We start from the raw sequence: 22255 nt of genomic DNA, 5'->3' as shown, positions 1-22255 counted from the left end.
CGGACCCCGGCCGCTCAGCGGCGGCGCGCCACCATGAACAGCCGCCGGAACGGGAACAGGGTGCGGCCGTCGGCGGCCGGCGGGTAGGCCGCCGCGATCCGGGCCCGGTAGGCCGCCTCGAAGCCGGCGCGCTCGGGCTCCTCCAGGGCGTCGAGGAACGGCCGCAGCCACGTGCCCTTGGTCCATTCCGCGACCGGATTCTCGCCCTCCAGGATCTGCAGATACTCGGTTTCCCAGACATCGAGCGACGCGGCCATCGGCGCCAGCCGCCGGACGTATTCGGCCGGCGGGTCGACCGGCGGCGGCGCCAGCATCGGGCGGATCCGTTCGCCCCAGGGCCCGTCGCCGGCCGCTTCGGCCACCGAGGTGTGCGACGGGGCGCCGAAATTGCGCGGCATCTGCACGGCCAGCCAGCCGCCCGGGGCGACCTGCTCGAACAGCCGCGGGAACAGGCCGTCATGGTCGCCGAGCCAGTGCAGCGCGGCGTTGGAGTACAGCACGTCGACCGGCGGGACGGCGGACCAGCGGGCGGCGTCGGCGGTCTCGAAGGCCAGGCCGGGATGCTCGGTCCGGGCGCGCTCGAGCATGCTGGCGGACGGGTCCACCCCGGTCACCGCGGCCCCCGGCCAGCGTCCGGCCAGGATGGCGGTGACATTGCCGGTGCCGCAGCCGAGGTCGACGACCCGGGCCGGCGAGCCGGCGCCGATTCGGGACAGCAGGTCGAGCGCCGGGCGCAGGCGATGGTCGGCGAACTTCAGGTACTGAGCGGGGTCCCAGGCCAACGGGTCACTCTCCGGTGTTCGCGGCGGCGCCGTCCGCGATAGGATGCGGGAACCTCCCGACGTTCGACAGGGTTGCCGTCACAGGGGAGAGGGTGGACGGATGCGACTATGACGGATCGGCGCGAGGACACCAAACCTCCCGGAACCGGACCTTCGAAGAGCGGGATCTCCCGCGTGATCGCCGATCATGCGGCCGGTCACGAGTTCCCGCGCGACGACCGCCCGACCGCGCTCCGCCTGCGCAAGCTGTCGCAGCGCGACGTCGACGACATGACCGAGCGCCACCAGCTGTTCCAGCAGGGCCGGACCGGCGGCGGGCGGGCCAGCTTCGCCGGCTGCGACCTCGGATATCTCGACTTCAAGGGCCGCGACCTGACAGGTGCCGACTTCTCGGGCGCCCGGCTGGCCCATGCCGATCTGCGCGAAGCGGTGCTGGCCGCCGCCAACCTTTTCGCCTGCGACCTGCGGCATGCCGACTTCCGGTTCGCCGACCTCAGCCGGTCCGACCTGCGCGGCGCCTGCCTGCGCGGGGCCAACCTGTCCGACGTCAAGATGGTCGAGGCCGACCTGCGCGACGGCGTGCTGCTGAAGCCGGACGCGCGCGGCAACCTGGTGGCGACCGGGTTCGAGACGACGTCCTCCGACATCGCGACCGCGACCGCGGTCCGCGCCGACATGTCGAACGCCAAGATGTCGAACGCCTTCGTGGTGCAGACCGACCTGACCGATACCCTGATGCGGAACGTCAAGCTCTACCGCGCCGACCTCAGCCACGCCAACCTGACCGGCTCGAACCTGGAGGGCGCCGACCTCACCGAGGCCAACCTGACCGGCGCGATCCTGCACGGCGCGGTGCTGTACAACGTGATCTTCTCCGGCACCACGCTGACCGACGCCGATCTGTCCGGCGCGGCGTTCACCAAGCTGGACCGCGAGGCGCCGTATCTCGCCGGCGCCAGGCTGCCGAAGGTGCTGGACGCGCTCAGCCAGGAAACCCGGACCATGCTGATTGCGCACGACGCCTGGATCCGCTCGAGCGGCCGCCAGGGCAAGCGGGCCGACCTGACGCGCCGGGACGCCAGCGGGCAGTCGCTGTCCGGGGTCAATCTGTCGGCCTCGAACATGGAGTTCGTGGTGCTGGTCGGCTGCGACCTGTCGCGCATGGACCTGCTGATGGCCGACCTGTCGTTCGCCGACCTGCGCGACGCCGACCTGACCTATGCCGACATGCGCGGGGTCACCCTGCGGCGCGCCAACCTGACCGGGGCGAACCTGCTGGGCGCGCAGTTGTCGCCGATCAACATCATCGGCTCCAACGTCCAGCGCTGGGGCGCCCATCTCGAGCACGCCCGGCTCATGCGGACCAAGCTGCGGGGCGTGGACATGTCCTATGCGCAGCTTCAGAACGCCGACCTGAGCGAGGCCGACCTGCGCGACACCGACCTGACCGGCGCCAACCTGCAGGATGCCGACCTGACCGACGCCGACCTGCGCGGCGCGAAACTCCAGGATGCCGACCTGCGCGGCGCCAAGGGGCACAACCCGTGACAGCGGCCGGAGCCGGGCCCGACGGACCGGCCGGCGACGATGTCACCTCGGTCCCCGGCACCACCCGGCAGGTGACCCGCGGCGCCGCCAGGCTGTTCGAGGACCTCGGTTGTGCCGTGGTCACCGAGTTCGCCCTCGCCAACGGCAGGCGGGCCGACGTCGCGGCGCTCTCCGGCGACGGCCGCATCACCCTGGTCGAGGTCAAGTCGGGGGTGCCGGACTTCCGGGCCGACGGCAAATGGCCGGAATACGTGGATTTCTGCGATGCCTTCTATTTCGCGGTAGCGCCCGGGTTCCCGCGCGACCTGCTGCCGGAAGGGGACGTCTGCGGGGTCATCGTGGCCGACGCCTGGGAGGCGGCGATCCTGCGGCCGGCCCCGGAGCGGCGCCTGCCGCCGGCGCGCCGGCGCGCCGTGACGGTTCGGATCGCGCGGGTCGCCGCACAGCGGCTGCGCGCCCTGACCGACCCTCGCATTTGATGCTGCGGATGCGAAGACGATTCGGTGTCGTCGTCCTATTTGATGGCCATGTGCCAATGGATAAATTGTATACACGTATAATTGGTTCGATTTAAGCATCAATACCGTGACAACAAGGTCAGTACCTCTGACCTGTTTCGAGTCACATATTGCATCTGCGAATGACGGCGGATGACCCGCCGCCGAACTCTGCGGAGGCGACCATGATCGACATCACCAAGACTGCCATCGTGTATGGCCTGGGTTTCGCGACCATCGCGATCGTGGCCCTGAACGGCGCCCTGAAGTTCGCCGTTGTCTGAGCATCCGGCCCGGCCGGCGGCACGCCCTGGTGGGGCGCTCCTACACGGCGTACCGCCCGCGGCCGGGTTCCCCGACTGCCAGGACCTGTACTGCCAGGACCTGTGTTGAATCCCGGCGCCGCTGAGGCGGCCTGACCGCCAGGGGCCCGGCCGGGACCGCGTCGCCTCAGACGTTCTTGCCCTTGTTGGCCCGCTCGATCGACTTGGTCGTGCTGTGGCCGTCCCGGAAGTTGGCGAGCATCACCCGACCGCCATAGGCCCGCACGATGTCGGCGCCGACCACCCGGTCGATGGAATAGTCCCCGCCCTTCACCAGCACGTCCGGCCGCAGCGCCTCGAGCAGCGGCTCCGGCGTGTCCTCCGGGAAGATCACCACCAGATCGACCGCGGCCAGCGAGCCCAGCACCAGGGCGCGCGCGGCGTCGTTCTGGATCGGCCGGCTGTCGCCCTTCAGCCGCCGCACCGAGGCGTCGCTGTTGATGCCGACGATCAGCCGGTCGCAATGCGCCTTGGCCTCGCGCAGCAGGGCGATGTGGCCAGGATGCAGCAGGTCGAAGACCCCGTTGGTGAAGCCGATCGACTGACCCTGCGCGCGCCAGGCCTCGACATGGCTGAGCGCGTCTTCCAGGGTCACCGACTTGGCTTCGCCGGTCTCCAGCTCGCGGGCCCGGAACACTGCGGTCAGCTCGGTCGAGCCGGCGGTCGCGGTGCCGACCTTGCCGACCACGATACCGGCGGCGGCGTTGGCCAGCCGGGCCGCGCTCTCCAGGTCGATGCCGGCGGCCAGCGCCGCCGACACCGTGGCGACCACCGTGTCGCCGGCGCCCGAAACGTCGTACACCTCGCGGGCGGTCGCCGGCAGGTGCAGCGGCGCGTCCGGCGCATTCCGGCACAGCAGCGTCATGCCGTCCTGGCTGCGGGTCACCAGCACCGCCTCGACGCCGGCCCGCTCGATCAGGAAAGCGGCGGCGGCGACCACTTCCTCGTCGCTGCCGGCCGGCATCCCGGTGGCCTCGGTCAGCTCACGCCGGTTCGGGGTGACCAGGGTGGCGCCGCTGTAGCGGGTGTAGTCGCTGCCCTTCGGGTCGATGATCACCGGCACCGCGCGCGGCCGGGCCGCGGCGATCAGCCGCTGGACCACGCGTCCGGTCAGCACGCCCTTGCCGTAGTCCGACAGCACCAGCGCCTGGGCCAGCCCGAGATCGGCCTCGGCGCGCGCGATGATCTCCTCCTCGATCGCGCCCGAGACCGCCTGCACGCGCTCGCGATCGGCCCGCAGCATCTGCTGGCCGCCGGCGATGTAGCGGGTCTTGATGGTGGTCGGCCGGTCGTCCTCCTCGAGGAGGTGACTCTCGATCTCGACGTCGTCGCGCAGCAATCCCTTGATCTCGCGGGCCGCCTCGTCGCGGCCCAGCAGGGCGACCAGGCAGACCGAGGCGGCCTGGGCGCGCAGGTTGCGCACCACGTTGCCGACCCCGCCGAGCATCGCCTGCTCGCGCTCGATGCGAAGCACCGGGACCGGCGCCTCCGGCGAGATCCGCTCGACCGCGCCATAGACGAAGCGGTCCAGCATCAGGTCGCCGACCGCCAGTACCCGCACCTCGGCCAGTCGGCCGACCAGCTCCGCGAGATCGGAATCCCAGGTCACTTTTCCTCCACGAGGCCGAGCTCGACTTCCACCGCCCCGCAGAGCATCTGGCCGAGCAGGATGTGCATTTCCTGGATCCGCGCCGTGGTCCGCGACGGCACGATCAGCAGCAGGTCGGAGACCTCGGCCAGCCGCCCGCCGTCGCCGCCGCCGAGACCGACCGTGGCGATCCCCATGGCGCGGGCGCGGCCCAGGCCCTCGATCACGTTCGGCGACCGGCCGGAGGTCGAGATGCCGATCGCAACGTCGCCGGCCCGCCCGAGCGCCTCGACCTGGCGGGCGAAGGCCTGCTCGAAGCCCAGGTCGTTGCCGATCGCCGTGAGCACCGCGCCGTCGGTCGTGAGGCCGATCGCCGGGATCGCCCTGCGGTCGCGCTTGTAGCGGACCGCGAACTCGGTCGCGATGTTGTGGGCATCGGCGGCGCTGCCGCCGTTTCCGAACAGCATGATCTTGCCGCCCGTCCGGACCGTGTCGGCTACGAGAACCACCAGCTGCCTGAAGGGTTCGAGGAGGCTTTCGCGAGTCGCGGCGGTGACGGCGGCGTGCTCGGCAAGTTCGGCGGCGAAGAAGCGGTCAATATCCATCGGGGCGGGTCCGGACCGGTGAGGCCGTGTCCCGACCGTGTACCGCCTGCGCGCCAGGAAGCCAAGCGTGGCCCGACACTGGTCGTGGCAAGAATACATAAAAATTTAGCAAAAGCCCCGATTCGTTCTTTCCCAATCGCCAGACTCCCTGTATGTTCTGTACTGGGAAGAGGGGTCCAAGAATGGCCACCATTAGCGGCACAAGCGCCGGCGATACGCTTTCGGGCGGCTCGGGTAGCGACACGATCGACGGCGGTGCCGGCGCCGACCTCCTGTATGGGGGCGCCGGAAACGATCTGATCGACGGCAGCGCCGGTAATATCGGCTCGTACAACGAGCCGACCGGAAACGACACCCTGGTCGGCGAGGCCGGGGACGATACGCTGCGCGGCGGCGGCGGCAACGACGTCTATGTGTTCGGCACCGGCTACGATCACGACGTCGTCCGCGACTACTACATCTATCATCCGCGCAGCGCGCTCGGAAAAATCGGGACCCCGGTTCCGTCCGACGGCGGGGTCGACACCCTGAAGCTGGTCGGCGTCGATGCCGACGACGCCTGGTTCACCCTGGACGGCGATACCCTGGTGGTCGGGCTGCGCGACGGCAGCACGGACATCCACGACCTGTCCGACCAGCTGCGCTGGGAATCGCTCTCCGACCCGTTCCACCGGTTCGAGTACGTCTCGTTCGACGACGGCACCACGCTGACCTTCAACGACGTGACCTCGCGCCTCGAGGGGTCGCAGGGCGACGACAACATATCCTGGGGGTATTCGCCGGTCGGGATGTCGGCCGGCACCGGCGACGACGCGGTATCGACCGGCGAATTCGCCGACACTCTTTCGGGCGGCAGCGGCAACGACACGCTGAGCGCCGGCGGCGGTGTCGACCGCGTGGTCGGGGGCGTCGGCGACGACAACCTGCACGGCGGCGGCGGCAACGACACGGTGAGCGGCGGCGTCGGCAACGACACCGTCGACGGCGGCAACGGCGCCGACCTGCTGATCGGCGGGGACGGCGACGACGAGCTGCGGGGCTCGGCGGGCGAGATCGACTCCTACAATCAGGACGAGGGCGCCGACACGCTCTCGGGCGGTCTCGGCAACGACCTGCTGCGCGGCGGCGGCGGCGACGACGTCTACCGCTTCGAACTCGGCGATGGCCGTGACACGATCAGCGACGAGTACAACTACCACTACAAGAGTCCGCTCGGGCACATCGACAATCCGATCCTGATGGACGGCGGCGTCGACACGCTGGTGCTCGGCCCCGGGATCACGGCCGAGAACCTCTGGATCGACCTGATCGGCGACGACCTGGTGGTCGGCATCCGCGACGGCGACACCCCGCTGGCCGAGCTGTCGAACCAGATCACCGTCGACAACTGGCGCAGCCTCGACCGGCGCCTGGAGTCCATCCAGTTCGACGACGGCTCGAGCCTCGACGTCGACGACATGATGGCCCGCCTCGACGGGACCGCGGGCAACGACACCCTGAGCTTCGGCGAGACAGCGGTCGGATTCCGGGCGGCCGACGGCGACGACCGGGTCGTCACCGGCGGCTTCGACGACACCCTGTCGGGCGGGTCCGGCAACGACACCGTCAGCAGCGGCGGCGGCGCCGACCTGGTGTCCGGCGGCGACGGCGACGACTCGGTGCATGCCGGCGGCGACGCCGACACCGTGCTGGGCGGCACCGGCAACGACACGATCGACGGCGGCAGCGGCGCCGACCTGCTGTCCGGCGGCGCCGGCGACGACGTGCTGCTCGGCAGCGGCGGCCAGAAGAACACCGGCACGAACGAAGAGGCCGGCGCCGACACCCTGGTCGGCGGCACCGGCGCCGACACCATGCTCGGCGGCGGCGGCGGCGACCTTTACCGCTATTCCGCCGGCGACGGCGCCGACCTGATCCGCGACGAGTACTGGTTCCAGCAGCAGAGCCCGCTCGGCCACATCTACAACCCGGTGCTGCTCGACGGCGGCAACGACACGCTGCAGTTCGACGGCGGCCTGTCGCTGGACGACGCCACCTTCTGGTTCGACGGCACCGACCTGGAGGTCGTGCTGCCGGGCGGCGAGTCGCTGCCGTGGGAGGCGATCGCCGACCGCGTGCGGCTCGACGACTGGACCGACTCGTTCCGCAAGATCGAGAACATCAAGTTCGGCGACATGGTCGTCGACGCCAACTCGCTGTCCTCGATCGCCCGTTCCGCCACCGGCGGCGACGACCTGATCGGCTGGTCGAGCGGCGGCCTGCGCCTGGACGCGGGTGCCGGCGACGACACCATCGGCGGCGGCAACTACCGCGACTACGTCGACGGCGGCACCGGCAACGACCTGCTCGAGGGCGGCGGCGGCGCCGATACCCTGGTGGGCGGGGCCGGCGGCGACGTGCTGTACGGCGGGGCCGGCGACGACCTGCTGGACGGCGGGGCCGGGACCGACACCATCTACGGCGGGGCCGGCGACGACGTCTTCGTCATCAAGGTCGAGAACGGCGCCGCGCCCGAGTTCGACGGCGACGTGTTCGCCGACTTCGGCGACGGCGACAGCATCCGCCTGCAGGGCGCCAGCATCGATGCCTCGGCGGTCACCCTGACCCCGTCCGAGGACGAGACCACCACCCTGGTCGAGATCGACCTCGACGGCGACGGCTCGCCCGACCTGTCGTTCACGGTCGCCGGCAACTTCGGCACCGCGGTGCCGGTCACCACCACGGTCGGCGGCGTCACCTATACCGATCTCGGATTCCTGGAGGATCAGGACGTCGCGCTGACCGGCGGTGTCGGCGACGATACCCTGTCCGGCGGCATCGGCGACGACACCCTGTCCGGCGGGGCCGGCAACGACGTGCTGTCGGGCGGCGACGGCGACGACAGCATCGACGGCGGCACCGGCGACGACACCGGCTTCGGCGGCGGCGGCTCAGACACGCTGGCCGGCGGCGACGGCGACGACAGCCTCGACGGCGGCGCCGACAACGACACCCTGTCCGGCGGTGCCGGCAACGACACGCTGGTCGGAGGCGACGGGAACGATTCCCTCGACGGCGGCGATGGCGACGACAGCCTGGACGGCGGTACCGGCAGCGACACCCTGAACGGCGGTGCCGGCTCCGATACGCTGGGCGGCGGCGACGGCAACGATTCACTGGCGGGCGGCGACGGCAACGACAGCCTCGACGGCGGCCCCGGCGACGACACCCTGTCGGGTGGCGCCGGCTTCGACACCCTGAACGGCGGCGACGGCAACGACTCGCTCGACGGCGGCAGCGACGACGACACCCTGTCGGGCGGCGCCGGGACCGACACCCTGGTCGGCGGCAGCGGCAATGACAGCCTCGACGGCGGCCCCGGCGACGACACCCTGTCGGGCGGCGCCGGCTTCGACACCCTGAACGGCGGCGGCGGCAACGACTCGCTCGACGGCGGCAGCGACGACGACACCCTGTCGGGCGGTGCCGGCAACGACACCCTGGTCGGCGGCGGCGGCAACGACAGCCTGCAGGGCAACGACGGCGACGATTCCCTGGTCGGCGGCGACGGCAGCGACAGTCTCGACGGCGGCCTCGGGAACGACACCCTTTCCGGCGGTGCCGGGACCGACACCCTGGTCGGCGGCGACGGCAACGACAGCCTGGACGGCGGCGGCGACGGCGACACCCTGTCGGGCGGCGCCGGCACCGATGTCCTGTCGGGCGGCTCCGGCGACGACCAGGTCTCCGGCGGCAGCGAGGACGATACGCTGGTCGGCGGCGCCGGTTCCGACGCCCTGTCGGGTGGCGCCGGCAACGATCAGGTCTCGGGCGGCGGCGACGGCGACAGCCTGGTCGGCGGGACCGGGACCGACACGCTGTCCGGCGGCGACGGCGACGACAGCCTGCAGGGCGGCGCGGGCGACGACAGCCTGGCCGGCGGTGCCGGCAACGACGGGCTCAGCGGCAGCGACGGCAACGACCTGCTGTCGGGCGGCGCCGGGACCGACACGTTGTCCGGCGGCGCCGGCTACGACACCCTGTACGGTGGCGAGGATGCGGATGCCCTCGACGGCGGCGGCGACGACGACGTCGTGGTCGGCGAAGGCGGTTCCGACGCGCTGGTGGGCGGCGTCGGCAACGACACGCTGATCGGCGGCGGCGGCGACGACACCCTGGACGGTGGCGACGGCCAGGATTCCGTGGTCGGCAGCGACGGCGACGACGTGCTGATCGGCGGCAGCGGCACCGACACCCTGGCCGGCGGCCTCGGCAACGACACCTTCCGGGCGGCCTCACTGTCCGATCTCGACGGCGACACCATCACCGACTACGAGGCCGGCGAGGCCATCGAGGTCGGCGGGGTCGATGCCGAGACCGCGTCGATCAGCCTGACCCGCAGCAACGGCACCACCACGGTGACGGTCGATACCGACGGCGACGGCAATGCCGACGCCAGCTTCGACCTGACCGGGCTGTTCTCGGGCGGCTCGATCGAGGCCGGTGCCGACGGCGCGGTTCAATTCTCCTTCGAGTCGACGCTGGCGCTGTCGGTCGAGGCGATGGGCACCGCCGACCTGAACAACGACGGCAATCTCGAGCAGATCTGGAAGATCACCAACCCGAACGGCGAGTCGGTCGAGGTGGCGATCGATCTGGTCGGCGGCAGCGACCCGCAGGAGGGCACCGTCACGGTGCCGCAGGGCACCACCTACCACTGGACCGACGCCGACTCCGGAACCCTCGAGATCAGCTGGTCGATGGACGGCGGATCGACGGTCGAGACTGCCGACGCCGCGGCGAGCGCCGATCCGGCCGACCTGGCGGCACTCGAGGCAGACGGCTTCGTCAATCCGTTCGGCGGCCCGACCGAGGGCAACGACACCCTGACCGGCACTTCGGGCAACGACACCATCGACGCGCTGGGCGGCGACGACCTGGTGTTCGCCGGCTTCGGCGACGACGAGGTGACCGGCGGCGCCGGCAACGACGCGCTGTCCGGCAGCGGCGGCAACGACACCCTGATCGGCGGCAGCGGCGCCGACACCCTGTTCGGCAGCCTGGACGACGACCAGCTGTCCGGCGGCGAAGGCGACGACCTGCTGATCGGCGGCGACGGCAACGACACCCTGTCCGGCGGCGCCGGGGCCGACACCCTGATCGCCGAGAAGGGCGCCGACGTCGCCGACGGCGGCGATGGCGACGACCTGGTGCTGGGCGGCAGCGGCGCGGATCTGCTGATCGGCGGGGTCGGCAACGACACTCTGCACGGCGCTGACGGCAACGACACCCTGTCCGGCGGTGCCGGCGACGACGTGCTGGGCGGCGTCGAGGGCGACGACCTGGTGCTTGGCGGCGACGGCAACGACACCCTCGGCGGCTATGTCGGCGACGACACCCTGATCGGCGAGGCCGGGGCCGACGCGCTCACCGGCGGCGCCGGCAACGACCTGCTGCAGGGCGGCGCCGAGGCCGACTCGGTGTATGGCGGCGAGGGCGAGGACACGCTGAGCGGCGGTCTCGGCAACGACGTCCTGTCCGGCGGCGTCGGCAACGACGTGGTCGACGGCGGCGACGGCGACGACGTGATCTTCGCGGGCGCCGGGGCCGACACCGTTGCCGGCGGCAGCGGCAACGACGTCTATCAGGTCACCGAATTCCACCAGATCGACGGCGACGTCTACGGCGACTACCAGGCCGGCGAGGCGATCCGCATCGAGGGCGTCGACGCCAACGTGGCGACCGTCACGCTGACCGAGGTGGACGGCAACACCGTCGTGGCGCTGGACGTCGACGGCGACGGCACCGCCGAGGTCTCGTTCCAGGTCGCCGGCACCTATGTCGGCGGCGCCGAATGGACCGACGAGGGCGGGGTCGCCCAGCTGGTGTTCAGCGACGTGCCGCCGGGCCCGACCGAGGGCGACGACACCGTCACCGGCACGCCGGATGCCGACACCATCTCGGCGCTCGGCGGCGACGACCTGGTCTCGGCGCTGGCCGGTGACGACGTGGTGTCCGGCATGGCCGGCAACGACACCCTGTCGGGCGGCGACGGCGCCGACACCCTGTCAGGCGGCGCCGGTAACGACGCCCTGTCGGGTGGCGAAGGCGACGACGCCCTGGCCGGCGGCAGCGGGGCCGACCTGGCCGAGGGCGGCAGCGGCAACGACCTGCTGTCCGGCGGCGACGGCGCCGATACCTTGGTCGGGGGCGCCGGATCGGACACCCTGGTCGGCGGTGCCGGCAACGACGTGTTCATCGCGACTACGCTGGCCGATCTCGACGGCGACAGCATCGCCGACCTGGGCGACGGCGACAGCATCCGTATCGGCACCCCGCTGGGCGAGAGCGCCACCGTTTCGACGACGGTGGCCGACGGCGTGACCACGGTCTCGATCGACGCCGACGGCGATGGTTCCGCAGACGCAACGTTCACGGTGACCGGCAGCTTCCTCGGCGCCCAGCTCTCGACCGCGGGCGGCGTGACCGAGCTGGTCCTCAGCGAGGCGGCGATCGCCACCGAGTTCGACGACACCCTGCTCGGCACGCCGGACGCCGACACCATCTCGGCGCTCGGCGGCGACGATCTGGTCTCGGCCCTCGCGGGCGACGACGTGGTCTCCGGCATGGCCGGCAACGACACCCTGTCGGGCGGCGACGGTGCCGACACCCTGGTGGGCGGCGCCGACGACGACGCCCTTGTGGGCGGCACCGGGGCCGACGTCCTCTCGGGCGGGTCCGGCAACGACGCGCTGTCCGGCGGCGCCGACGACGACACCCTGCGCGGCGGAGCCGGGGCCGACAGCCTGTCCGGCGGTGCCGGCAACGACGTCCTGTCCGGCGGCGCCGGCAACGACCTGCTGCAGGGCGGCGCGGGCAACGACCAGCTGTACACCGGGGCCGGCAATGACACGCTGTCCGGCGGCGACGGTGCCGACACCCTGCGGGTCAGCGGGCTCGACAGCATCGGCGGCGGCGTCGCCGGCGGACCGGCGGTGCTGGACGGTGGCGCCGGCGACGACCGGCTGCTCGGTGGCGGCCAGGACGACTCGCTCTACGGCGGCGCGGGCAACGACAGCCTGAACGGCGGGTCCGGCCAGGACGTGCTGTCCGGCGGCGTCGGCAACGACACCCTGGACGGTGGCGCCGGCGACGACCTGCTGCGGGGCGGCGACGGGAAGGACTATCTGGTCGCGGGCGGTGGCAACGACACGCTGTCCGGCGGCGCCGGCAACGACACCCTGCGTGCCAACGGGCTCGACAGCATCGGCGGGGGCGCCGGCGGACCGACGGTGCTCGATGGCGGTGACGGCGACGACGTCCTGATTGCCGGCCAGGGTGGCGACACGCTCTACGGCGGCGCCGGCCACGACACGCTGTACGCCAGTTCCGGATCCGAAACGCTGTATGGCGGCGCCGGCGACGACGTGATTCACGCGGTCAATCTGGGGCAGCTGGACGGCGACCATATCGCCGACTACAGCGCGGGCGACGTCATCCGGCTCGGCTCGACGCTTCTGCCGGGCGCGACGATCTCGACCGCCGTCGCCGACGGCGTCACCACCGTCAGCATCGACGGGAACGGCGACGGAACCGTCGATGCGACCTTCACGGTCACCGGCAGCTTCCTGGGCGCCGAGCTGGCCGCCAGCCCGTTCGGCCGGGAGATCGTCCTCAGCGAGCAGGCGATCGCCACCGAGGGCGCGGACACCCTGGTCGGCACGCCCGACGCCGACACCATCTCCGCGCTCGGCGGCGACGACCTGGTCTCGGCGCTGGCGGGCGACGACGTGGTCTCCGGCATGGCCGGCAACGACACGCTCTCGGGCGGCGGCGGCAACGACACGCTCGCCGGCGGCGACGACGACGACGCCCTGCTGGGCGGCACCGGCGCGGACGTCCTGTCCGGCGGTGCCGGCAACGACGTGCTCTCGGGCGGCGCCGACGACGATACCCTGCGCGGCGGCGCCGGGGCGGACAGCCTGGACGGCGGCGCCGGCAACGACCTGCTGTCCGGCGCGCTCGGGGCCGACGCGATCGACGGCGGCGACGGCGACGACACGGTGCTCGGCGGCGAGGATGCCGACACCCTGCGCGGCGGGGCTGGGGCCGACAGCCTGTCCGGCGGCCTGGGGAACGACGCCCTGTCGGGCGGCGACGGCGCCGACACCCTGTTCGGCGGCGAAGGCGGCGACGCCCTGCTGGGTGGCACCGGCGCCGACCTGCTGTCCGGCGGCAACGGCAACGACACCCTGGCCGGCGGCGGCGACGGCGACCTGCTGCGCGGCGGCGAGGGCAGCGACGTCCTGACCGGCGGCGCCGGGGCGGATACCCTGTCGGGCGGTGCCGGCAACGACACCTTCGAGGCGGCGACCCTGTCGGACCTGGACGGCGACACCATCGCCGACTTCGCCGAGGGCGACGTCATCCGGGTCGGCGGCCCGCTGGGCGAGAGCGCCACGGTGTCAACCGCGGTCGCCGACGGTGTGACCACGGTCAGCATCGACGCTGACGGTGACGGTTCCGCAGACGCAACGTTCACGGTGGCCGGCAGCTTCCTGGGCGCCGAACTGGCGACCGCCGACGGTGTCACCGAGATCGTGCTCAGCGAGACGCCGCTCGGCCCGACCGAGAACGACGACACCCTGACCGGCACCGCCGGCGCCGACACCGTCTCGGCGCTCGGCGGCGACGACCTGGTCTCCGGCCTCGACGGCGACGACGTGCTGTCCGGCATGGCCGGCAACGACACCCTGTCGGGCGGTGCGGGCAACGACAGCCTCGACGGCGGCGCCGGCAACGACGACCTGCAGGGCGGCGCCGGGTCCGACACGCTGGTGGCCGGAGCCGGCCACGACACCCTGAACGGCGGCGAGGGCGGCGACCTCTACCAGTGGTCCACAGACTCCGGCAGCCCGATCGTCCACTACCAGGTCGGCGATCCGGAGAACCACAACTACGAGGGCACGAACTGGCAGTCGGCCGACACCTTCAGGCCGGACGACCCGGGCCACTCGCAGCACGACAGCTACCTCGACGACGGCACCAGCGGCATCGACACGCTGAGCGGCACCGCCGGCGACGACAACATCGCCCTGCACTTCGGCGGCGAACGGCTGCGCGGCATCGAGGTGATCGACGGCGGCGACGGCGACGACGTGATCGACCTCGCGAGCCATGTGTACAGCTACGGCGACGCCACCCTCCTGGGCGGCGCCGGCAACGACGTGCTGTGGGGCAACGCCGGCGACGACCTGCTGGAAGGCGGCGACGGCAACGACTGGATGGCCGGCAACTCCGGCGCGGACACCGCGATCGGCGGGCTCGGCGACGACCGCCTGGAAGGCTTCAGCGACGACGACGTTCTGGCCGGCGGCGACGGCAGCGACTCGCTGTCCGGCGGCACCGGCAACGACGCCCTCTCGGGCGGCGCCGGCGACGACGTGCTGCTGGGCGGCGCCGGGGCCGATACCCTGTCGGGCGGGGCCGGCAACGACGAATTCCGGGCCGCCTCGGTCGGCGACCTGGACGGCGACTCGATCGCCGATTATCAACAGGGCGAAACGATCCGCGTCGACGGCCTGAACGCCGAGACCGCGACGATCTCCGTGACGACCGCCGACGGCATGTCGACGGTGGCGATCGACGCCGACGGAGACGGCACCGCCGAGGCCACCTTCACGGTCGCCGGCAGCTACGAGGCCGGCGCCCTGACCGACTCCGGCGACGGCGCCGCCCTCGTGTCGCTCGACACCGTGCCGCCGCTGCAGCTCGAGGCCATGGGCACCGCCGACCTCGACGGCGACGGCGACCTGGAGCAGATCTGGCGGGTCGTCAACCCGACCGACTCCGACGTCGCGGCGACCCTCGACCTGCTGGACGCCAGCGACAGCCAGGAAGGCCCGTTCACGGCGGTCCCCGGCGGCAGCTATGTGTGGACCGAGGCCGAGGCCGGCACCCTGGAGGTCAGCTGGACCGGCCCGGACGGCGCGCGCAGCGTGACCGCCGCGGCCAGCGCCGATCCGGCCGACCTGGAGGCCCTGGCGGCCGACGGCTTCGTCAACCCGTTCGCCCACCCGTTCGGCGCCACCGAGTTCGACGACACCCTGGCCGGCACCAACGACGCCGACACCATCTCCGCCCTCGGCGGCGACGACCTGGTCTCGGCGAAGGCCGGCGACGACCTGGTCGACGGCATGACCGGCAACGACACCCTGCTCGGCCAGGACGGCGCCGACACCCTGATCGGCGGCGAGGGCGACGACTCCCTGCTCGGCCACAGCGGTGCAGACGCGCTGTCCGGCGGTGCCGGGAACGATACGTTGCGCGGCGGCAACGATGCCGACGTGCTGTCGGGCGGCGACGGCGACGACTCGCTGCGCGGCGACCGCGGCTCCGACCTGCTGGTCGGCGGCGACGGCGACGACACCCTGGTCGGCGGCGGCGACAGCGACACCCTGTCCGGCGGCGACGGCAACGACAAGCTGGTCGGCGCGGCCTCCGACGACACCCTGATCGGCGGCGCCGGCGACGACACCCTGCAGGGCGGCGGCGGGGTCGACGTGCTGTCCGGCGGCGCCGGCAACGACTCGGTCCGCGGCGGCGGCGAGGACGACACCCTGTATGGCGGTGCCGGCGACGACACCCTGGTGGGGGCGACCGGCGCCGACGTGCTGTCGGGCGGCCTGGGCAACGACTCCCTGCATGGCGGTGCCGACGCCGATACCCTGTCTGGCGGGCTCGGCGACGACACCCTGGTCGGCGGCGGCGGTACCGACGATCTCTCCGGCGGCGCCGGCAACGACTCGCTGGTCGGTCACCGTGACGCCGACACCCTGTCGGGCGGCAGCGGCGACGACACCCTGAAGGGCGGCGGCGGATCCGACCTGCTGTCCGGCGCCGACGGCAACGACGTGCTGCACGGCGGTGCCGAGGACGACACCCTGTACGGCGGCACCGGCAACGACACCCTGCACGGCGGCGGCGGCGGCGACATCCTGTCGGGCGGGCTGGGCGACGACTCGGTCCGCGGCGGCACCGGCAACGACCTGATCGTCGGGGCCGACGGCAACGACACCCTGGTCGGCATCGCCGGCCTCGACACGCTCTACGGCGGCGCCGGCGACGACCTGATCAAGGGCGGCCGCGACACCGACATCCTGTCCGGCGGGATCGGCGACGACACCCTGCAAGGCGGGGGCGGCAACGACGTGCTGTACGGCGCCGAGGGCGACGACGTGCTGCACGGCGGCCAGGACGCCGACACCCTGTCGGGCGGTGCCGGCAACGACACCCTGCACGGCGGCGGCGGCGGCGACATCCTGTCGGGCGGCCAGGGCGACGACTCTGTCCGCGGCGGAACCGGCAACGACCTGATCGTCGGGGCCGACGGCAACGACACCCTGGTCGGCATCGCCGGTCTCGACACCCTCTACGGCGGCGCCGGCGACGACCTGCTGAAGGGCGGCCGCGACACCGACATCCTGTCGGGCGGGATCGGCGACGACACCCTCCACGGCGGTGGCGGCAACGACGTGCTGTACGGCGCCGAGGGCGACGACTCGCTGGCCGGCGGCCATGACGCCGACACCCTCTCGGGTGGGGTCGGCAACGACACCCTGGTCGGCAACGGCGGCGACGACCTGCTGTCCGGCGGCGCCGGCGACGACCTGCTGAAGGGCGGTGCCGACAACGACACCCTGTACGGCGCCGACGGCGACGACACCCTGTACGGCTACGGCGGCGGCGACGTGCTGTCCGGCGGCGCCGGCAACGACTCGATCCGCGGCGGCACCGGCAACGACCTGCTGGTCGGCGCCGACGGCAACGACACCATCCAGGACTCCGCTGGCGACGACACGGTGTACGGCGGTGCCGGCGACGACCTGATCCGGGCCGGGCGCGACAACGACATCCTGTCGGGCGGCGTCGGCAACGACACCATCCACGGCGGCAACGGCAACGACCTGATCGACGGCGCCGAGGGCGACGACTCGCTGGTCGGCGGCCGCGACGCCGACCTGGTGCTGGGCGGCAGCGGCAACGACACCCTGCAGGGCGGCGGCGGCGCCGACACCCTGTCCGGCGGCACCGGCGACGACCTGCTGAAGGGCGGCGCGGACGGCGACACCCTGTATGGCGGCAGCGGCGGCGATACCCTGATCGGCAACGGCGGCGGCGACCTGCTGTCCGGCGGCGACGGCGACGACTCGCTGCGCGGCGCCACCGGCGCGGACACCCTGGTCGGCGGCGACGGCAACGACACCCTGCTCGGGATCGCCGGCAACGACGCCCTGTCCGGCGGCGCCGGCGACGACCTGCTGAAGGGCGGCCGCGACGGCGACATCCTGTCGGGCGGGGCCGGCAACGACACCCTGCTGGGCGGCGGCGGCAACGATACCCTTTCGGGCGGCGACGGAGACGACTCGCTGCTCGGCGGCACGGACGCCGATACGCTGGTCGGCGGCGCCGGCGACGATACCCTGCGCGGGCGGACCGGCGACGACGCGCTCTCGGGCGGGGCCGGCAACGACACCCTGTCCGGCGGCGCCGGGGCCGACACCCTGGCCGGCGGCGACGGCGACGACCGGTTCTCCGGCAGCCTCGCGCACCTGAACGGCGACCACATCGCCGACTACGGCGACGGCGACGCGATCCACGTCGACTCGCTGAACCTCAGCCGCGCCCAGGTCACCCTGTCGACGGTCGACGGCGTCACCACCGTGGCCATCGACAACAACGGCGACGGCATCGCCGAGGCGACCATGACGGTCGACGGCACGTTCGATACCGCCGAGATCGTCGCCGGCGACGGCCGCTCGGCCGACATCTTCCTGAGCGATGGCGGCGCCGGGGTGCTGCGCAGCGGCACGGCAGGCGACGACACCGTGACCGGCGGGGCCGGCGACGACACCCTGCTCGGCGGCGGCGGCGACGACACCCTTTCGGGCGGCGCCGGCAACGACATCCTGTCGGGCGGCGGCGGCGACGACACCCTTTCGGGCGGCGCCGGCAACGACATCCTGTCGGGCGGCGACGGCAACGACGCGCTGTACGGCGGCGCGGGCGACACCGTGGTCGGCGGCGACGGCGACGACACGCTGTGCGTCGGCTCGCCCGCGGACCTGGACGGCATCGACCTCGACGGGATCGAGCACCTGGTGGTCGACGGCGTGACGCCGCCGGCGGCCGGCAGCAACCTGCTGGTCAACGGCGACTTCGAGACCACCGGCCCGCTGAACACCAACTCGGTCTGGACGATGTTCCAGGAGATCGAGGGCTGGACCGCGCAGGACCCGGATCCCGAGATCGCCGGCACCCCGCCGATCGAGATCCAGCACGGCCGCATCGGCGGTGCCCCGGAATCGCCGGACGGCTGGTCGTCGACCAACAACGTCATCGAGCTCGACTCCGGCCCGGAACTGGGCGGCCAGCCGGTCGGCAACAACAACGCGCTGATCTCGCAGACCTTCACGGTCTACGACGCCGGCACCCACGCGCTGTCCTTCGACTTCTCGGCGCGCGACGCCGGCGCCAACACCGGCGCCTCGAGCGGCTTCTCCATCCAGATCGATGGCGAAACGGTCTACTCGAACCTGGATCCGCAGCTCGGCTGGACCAGCGACTGGCTCACCCTCCAGCTCGGCGTCGGCACCCACACCATCTCGCTGGTCGGCGAGGGTATCGCCGACCGTCAGGGCGCGCTGCTCGACAACATCGAGCTGGTGCAGGGCGAGGTGCCGACCCGCGAGCTGCTGACCGGCCCGGTGGCGCTGCCGGCGAGCGAGGGCGACGACACCCTGGTCGGGACCGCCGACGACGACACGATCTCCGCCCTGGGCGGCAACGACGTGGTGTCCGGGCTGGCCGGCAACGACGTCCTGTCCGGCGGCGCCGGCAACGACACCCTGTCGGGCGGCGACGGGTCCGACACGCTGGTCGGCGGCGCCGGCAACGACGCGCTGTACGCCGGCCAGGGCGGCGGCACCGTCGAGGGCGGCGAAGGCGACGACACCCTGTATGTCGGCGACCTGGACGACCTGGCCGGGCTCGACGTCTCCGGCATCGAGCACCTGGTGGTGGACGGCGTGACCGCACCGGCGGCCGGCAGCAACCTGCTGATCAATTCGGACTTCGAGGACGTCACCGGCTTCAACCACGGCAGCTGGGGCACCTTCACCCAGATCGCCGGCTGGACTGCCGAGGATCTGGACGCCGGCGCCCCGGGCGTCGCACCGATCGAGATCCAGCGCGGCGTGCAGTCCGGCGCCCCGGCGATGCCGGACGGCTGGTCGTCGAGCAACCAGGTGCTGGAACTCGACAGCCACGCCGACAACGGCGGCGTCGGCGGCCATACCAACGTCAAGGTCACCCAGACCTTCACGGTGTTCGAGGCCGGCACCCACGCCCTGTCCTTCGACTTCGCGGCCCGCCAGTTCCAGGGCCAGACCGCCGCGACCAGCCAGTTCTCGATCCAGATCGATGGCGAAACGGTCTACACCCAGACCGACGCGGCGCATGCCTGGCAGAGCGACTGGTTCACCCTCGAGCTCGGGGTCGGCAGCCACAGCATCACCCTGGTCGGCGGCGATGCCGACGGCACGTCCGACACCTACGGCGCGCTGATCGACAACATCCGGCTGGTCTCGGGCAGCGAACCGGGCGGCGAGCTGCTGCCGGAGCTGCCGACGACCGGCGACGACACCCTGACCGGCACCGCCGGCGACGACAGCATCGCCGCGCTCGCCGGCAACGACCTGGTGTCCGGGCTCGACGGCAACGACACCCTGTCCGGCGGCGCCGGCAACGACGTGCTCTCGGGCGGTGCCGGCAACGACCTGCTGGTCGGCGGCGCCGGCGCCGACACCCTGCTCGGCGACAACGGCATCGACACCATCATCGGCACTGCCGCCGACCTGAACGGCGACTTCATCGCCGACCTGGGCCCGGGCGACGTGCTGGCGATCCAGGGCGTCTCCGCCGCGGTCGCGACGATCGCGGTGGCGGTCGCCGACGGGGTCACCACGGTCACGGTCGACGCCGACGGCGACGGCAACCCGGACTCGGTGTTCACGGTCAGCGGCAGCTACTACGGCGCCAGCCTCGCCGACGACGGCCTGGGTGGGGTGACCGTGACGCTCTCCTCGACGGCGCCGAACGTCGCCACCGAGGGCGCCGACACCCTGGTCGGAAGCGTGTTCAGCGAAGTCCTGGCGGCGCTCGGCGGCGATGACCTGGTGTCCGGGCTGGCCGGCAGCGACACCCTGTCGGGCGGCGCCGGCAACGACACCCTGCTCGGCGGGATCGGCTCGGATCTCGTGTCCGGCGGCGCCGGCAACGACCTGCTGTCCGGCGGCGGCGACGGCGACACGCTGAGCGGCGGCGACGGGGACGACACCCTGGTCGGCGGCGACGGCGGCGATTCCCTGATGGGCGGCACCGGCAGCGACGTGCTGTCGGGCGGTGCCGGCAACGACGAGGTCTTCGGCGGCGCCGGCAACGACGTGCTCTACGGCGGCGCCGGCAGCGACCGGATGTTCGGCGGCCTCGGCGACGACACGGTCTACGCCGACACGGTCGACGGCACCTTGGCCGGCATCCTGGACGGCGGCGACGGCAACGACGTGCTGGTGGTGGCCGAGGGCACCGACCTCGGCACGCTGAACCACAGCGGCTTCGAGACCGCCTGGTTCGTCGACGGCAGCGGTACGGTGGTCGAGACCCGTGACCTGACGATCCCGGTTCCGACCGGCCCGGTGCTGGGCTTCCTCCACGCCGACGGCGTCGTGCAGGCGATGCAGTTCGAGGCCGGCATCCCGATGGCGACGATCGAGACCGCCGGCCTGTCGACCGACTGGGAGTCGGCCGGAATGGCGGACTTCGACGGCGACGGCGTCGACGACGTCTTGCTGCGCAACACCAACTCCGGGTCGATCGCGATCTGGGAGTTCGGCGACGCCGGCATCGAGATGGGCATCGTCCAGGGCATCGGCACCGACTGGGATGTCGCCGGGCTGGCCGACTTCGACGGCAACGGCAAGGCCGACATCCTGTGGAGCCACGCCGGGCTCAACGCGCTGGCGGTCTGGAACGATGCGTTCGGCCGCGGGCCGGTGGAACTGCTCGGCCAGAGCGGCTGGGCGGTCGCCGGGACCGAGGACTTCGACGGCGACGGCGGCGCCGACCTGCTGCTGCGCAACGCCGATACCGGCGACGTCGCGCTGTGGGGCTTCGACGCGGCCGGCAATGCGTCCAAGGGCGTCACGCAGAACGTCGATACCGGCTGGCAGATCGAGAAGCTGGGCGACTTCAACGGCGACGGCGGCACCGACATCCTGTGGCGCGAGCAGGCCACCGGCAATCTGTCGGCCTGGACCAACAACGGCCTCGCCAGTTCGACCCATGGCCAGGTGCTGGGCCTGGATTCGGCCTGGGAGATCGCGGGCGTCGCCGATGTCGGCGGCGACGGCAAGGACGACCTGCTGCTGCGCAACGAGCAGGACGGCCTGTTCACCGTCTGGGAGATGGACGGCGGCACGCCGACCCGCGGCGAGACCTTCGGCGGCGTCTCGGCCGACTGGAAGGTTGCGGCGGTGCACGACTTCGACGGCGACGGCAAGGCCGACGTGCTGTGGCGCAACGACGCCACCAACACTGCCTCGGTATGGGAGATGAACGGCCCGGCCAGCGAGGCGCGCTACGACTTCGGCATGGAGGCCGACTGGACGATCATGTCGATCGGCAAGCTGAACGACGACGCCACCGACGACATCCTGGTGCGGGACTCCGAGGGCCGGTTCTTCACTATCGCCACGGCCGACGGGGCGGCGCCGGAGATCACCCTGGTCGGCCAGCTCGATCCGAACTGGACCCCGCTCTAGCGGTCGCCGAGAATGCCGGCCTGACGACCGAGTGCCGGCAGCGGCGATGGAGC

At 72.4% G+C, this 22255-nt stretch carries 6 protein-coding genes; 3 read left to right on the top strand and 3 right to left on the bottom strand.

Annotation, left to right across the window (positions count from 1 at the left end; genetic code table 11):
- Window positions 1-14 precede the first annotated feature (14 nt).
- The gene (locus RIC31_RS08615; protein WP_350105203.1) at window positions 15-782 is read right to left on the bottom strand and encodes a methyltransferase domain-containing protein; all 768 of its coding nucleotides are present in this window, start codon (window positions 780-782) and stop codon (window positions 15-17) included.
- A gap of 174 nt (window positions 783-956) precedes the next feature.
- Between RIC31_RS08615 and RIC31_RS08610 the strand changes: the two genes are divergently transcribed.
- Together RIC31_RS08610 and RIC31_RS08605 are read left to right on the top strand one after the other, a co-directional pair.
- Window positions 957-2330 carry a pentapeptide repeat-containing protein gene (locus tag RIC31_RS08610; RefSeq protein ID WP_350105201.1) on the top strand — a complete coding sequence of 458 codons (1374 nt, stop codon included), beginning with the start codon at window positions 957-959 and terminating at the stop codon, window positions 2328-2330.
- Window positions 2327-2809 carry an MmcB family DNA repair protein gene (locus tag RIC31_RS08605; RefSeq protein WP_350105199.1) on the top strand — a complete coding sequence of 161 codons (483 nt, stop codon included), beginning with the start codon at window positions 2327-2329 and terminating at the stop codon, window positions 2807-2809. The genes RIC31_RS08610 and RIC31_RS08605 overlap by 4 nt, the downstream gene beginning before the upstream one ends.
- A 468-nt stretch (window positions 2810-3277) precedes the next feature.
- On the opposite strand, the gene rfaE1 is transcribed toward RIC31_RS08605, so the two are convergent.
- Window positions 3278-4759, bottom strand: a complete 1482-nt coding sequence (rfaE1, locus tag RIC31_RS08600) for a D-glycero-beta-D-manno-heptose-7-phosphate kinase (RefSeq protein WP_350105196.1) — start codon at window positions 4757-4759, stop codon at window positions 3278-3280.
- Window positions 4756-5343: an SIS domain-containing protein gene (locus RIC31_RS08595; RefSeq protein WP_350105194.1), complete on the bottom strand. Its 588-nt coding sequence runs from the start codon at window positions 5341-5343 to the stop codon at window positions 4756-4758. Before RIC31_RS08595 ends, rfaE1 begins: the two co-directional genes overlap by 4 nt.
- A gap of 182 nt (window positions 5344-5525) precedes the next feature.
- Between RIC31_RS08595 and RIC31_RS08590 the strand changes: the two genes are divergently transcribed.
- Window positions 5526-22202, top strand: coding sequence for a calcium-binding protein (locus RIC31_RS08590; protein WP_350105192.1), 16677 nt, complete (start codon window positions 5526-5528; stop codon window positions 22200-22202).
- Window positions 22203-22255: the final 53 nt, after the last annotated feature.

The organism is Thalassobaculum sp. (assembly GCF_040219615.1).
Taxonomy (GTDB): domain Bacteria; phylum Pseudomonadota; class Alphaproteobacteria; order Thalassobaculales; family Thalassobaculaceae; genus Thalassobaculum_A.
This window is presented reverse-complemented; position numbering and strand designations above follow the sequence as displayed.

What these genes read in the sequence shown, in the direction of transcription:
- RIC31_RS08590 (WP_350105192.1), top strand. Translation starts at nt 5,526, where the DNA reads ATGGCCACCATTAGCGGCACAAGCGCCGGCGATACGCTTTCGGGCGGC.
- RIC31_RS08595 (WP_350105194.1), bottom strand. Translation starts at nt 5,343, where the DNA reads ATGGATATTGACCGCTTCTTCGCCGCCGAACTTGCCGAGCACGCCGCC.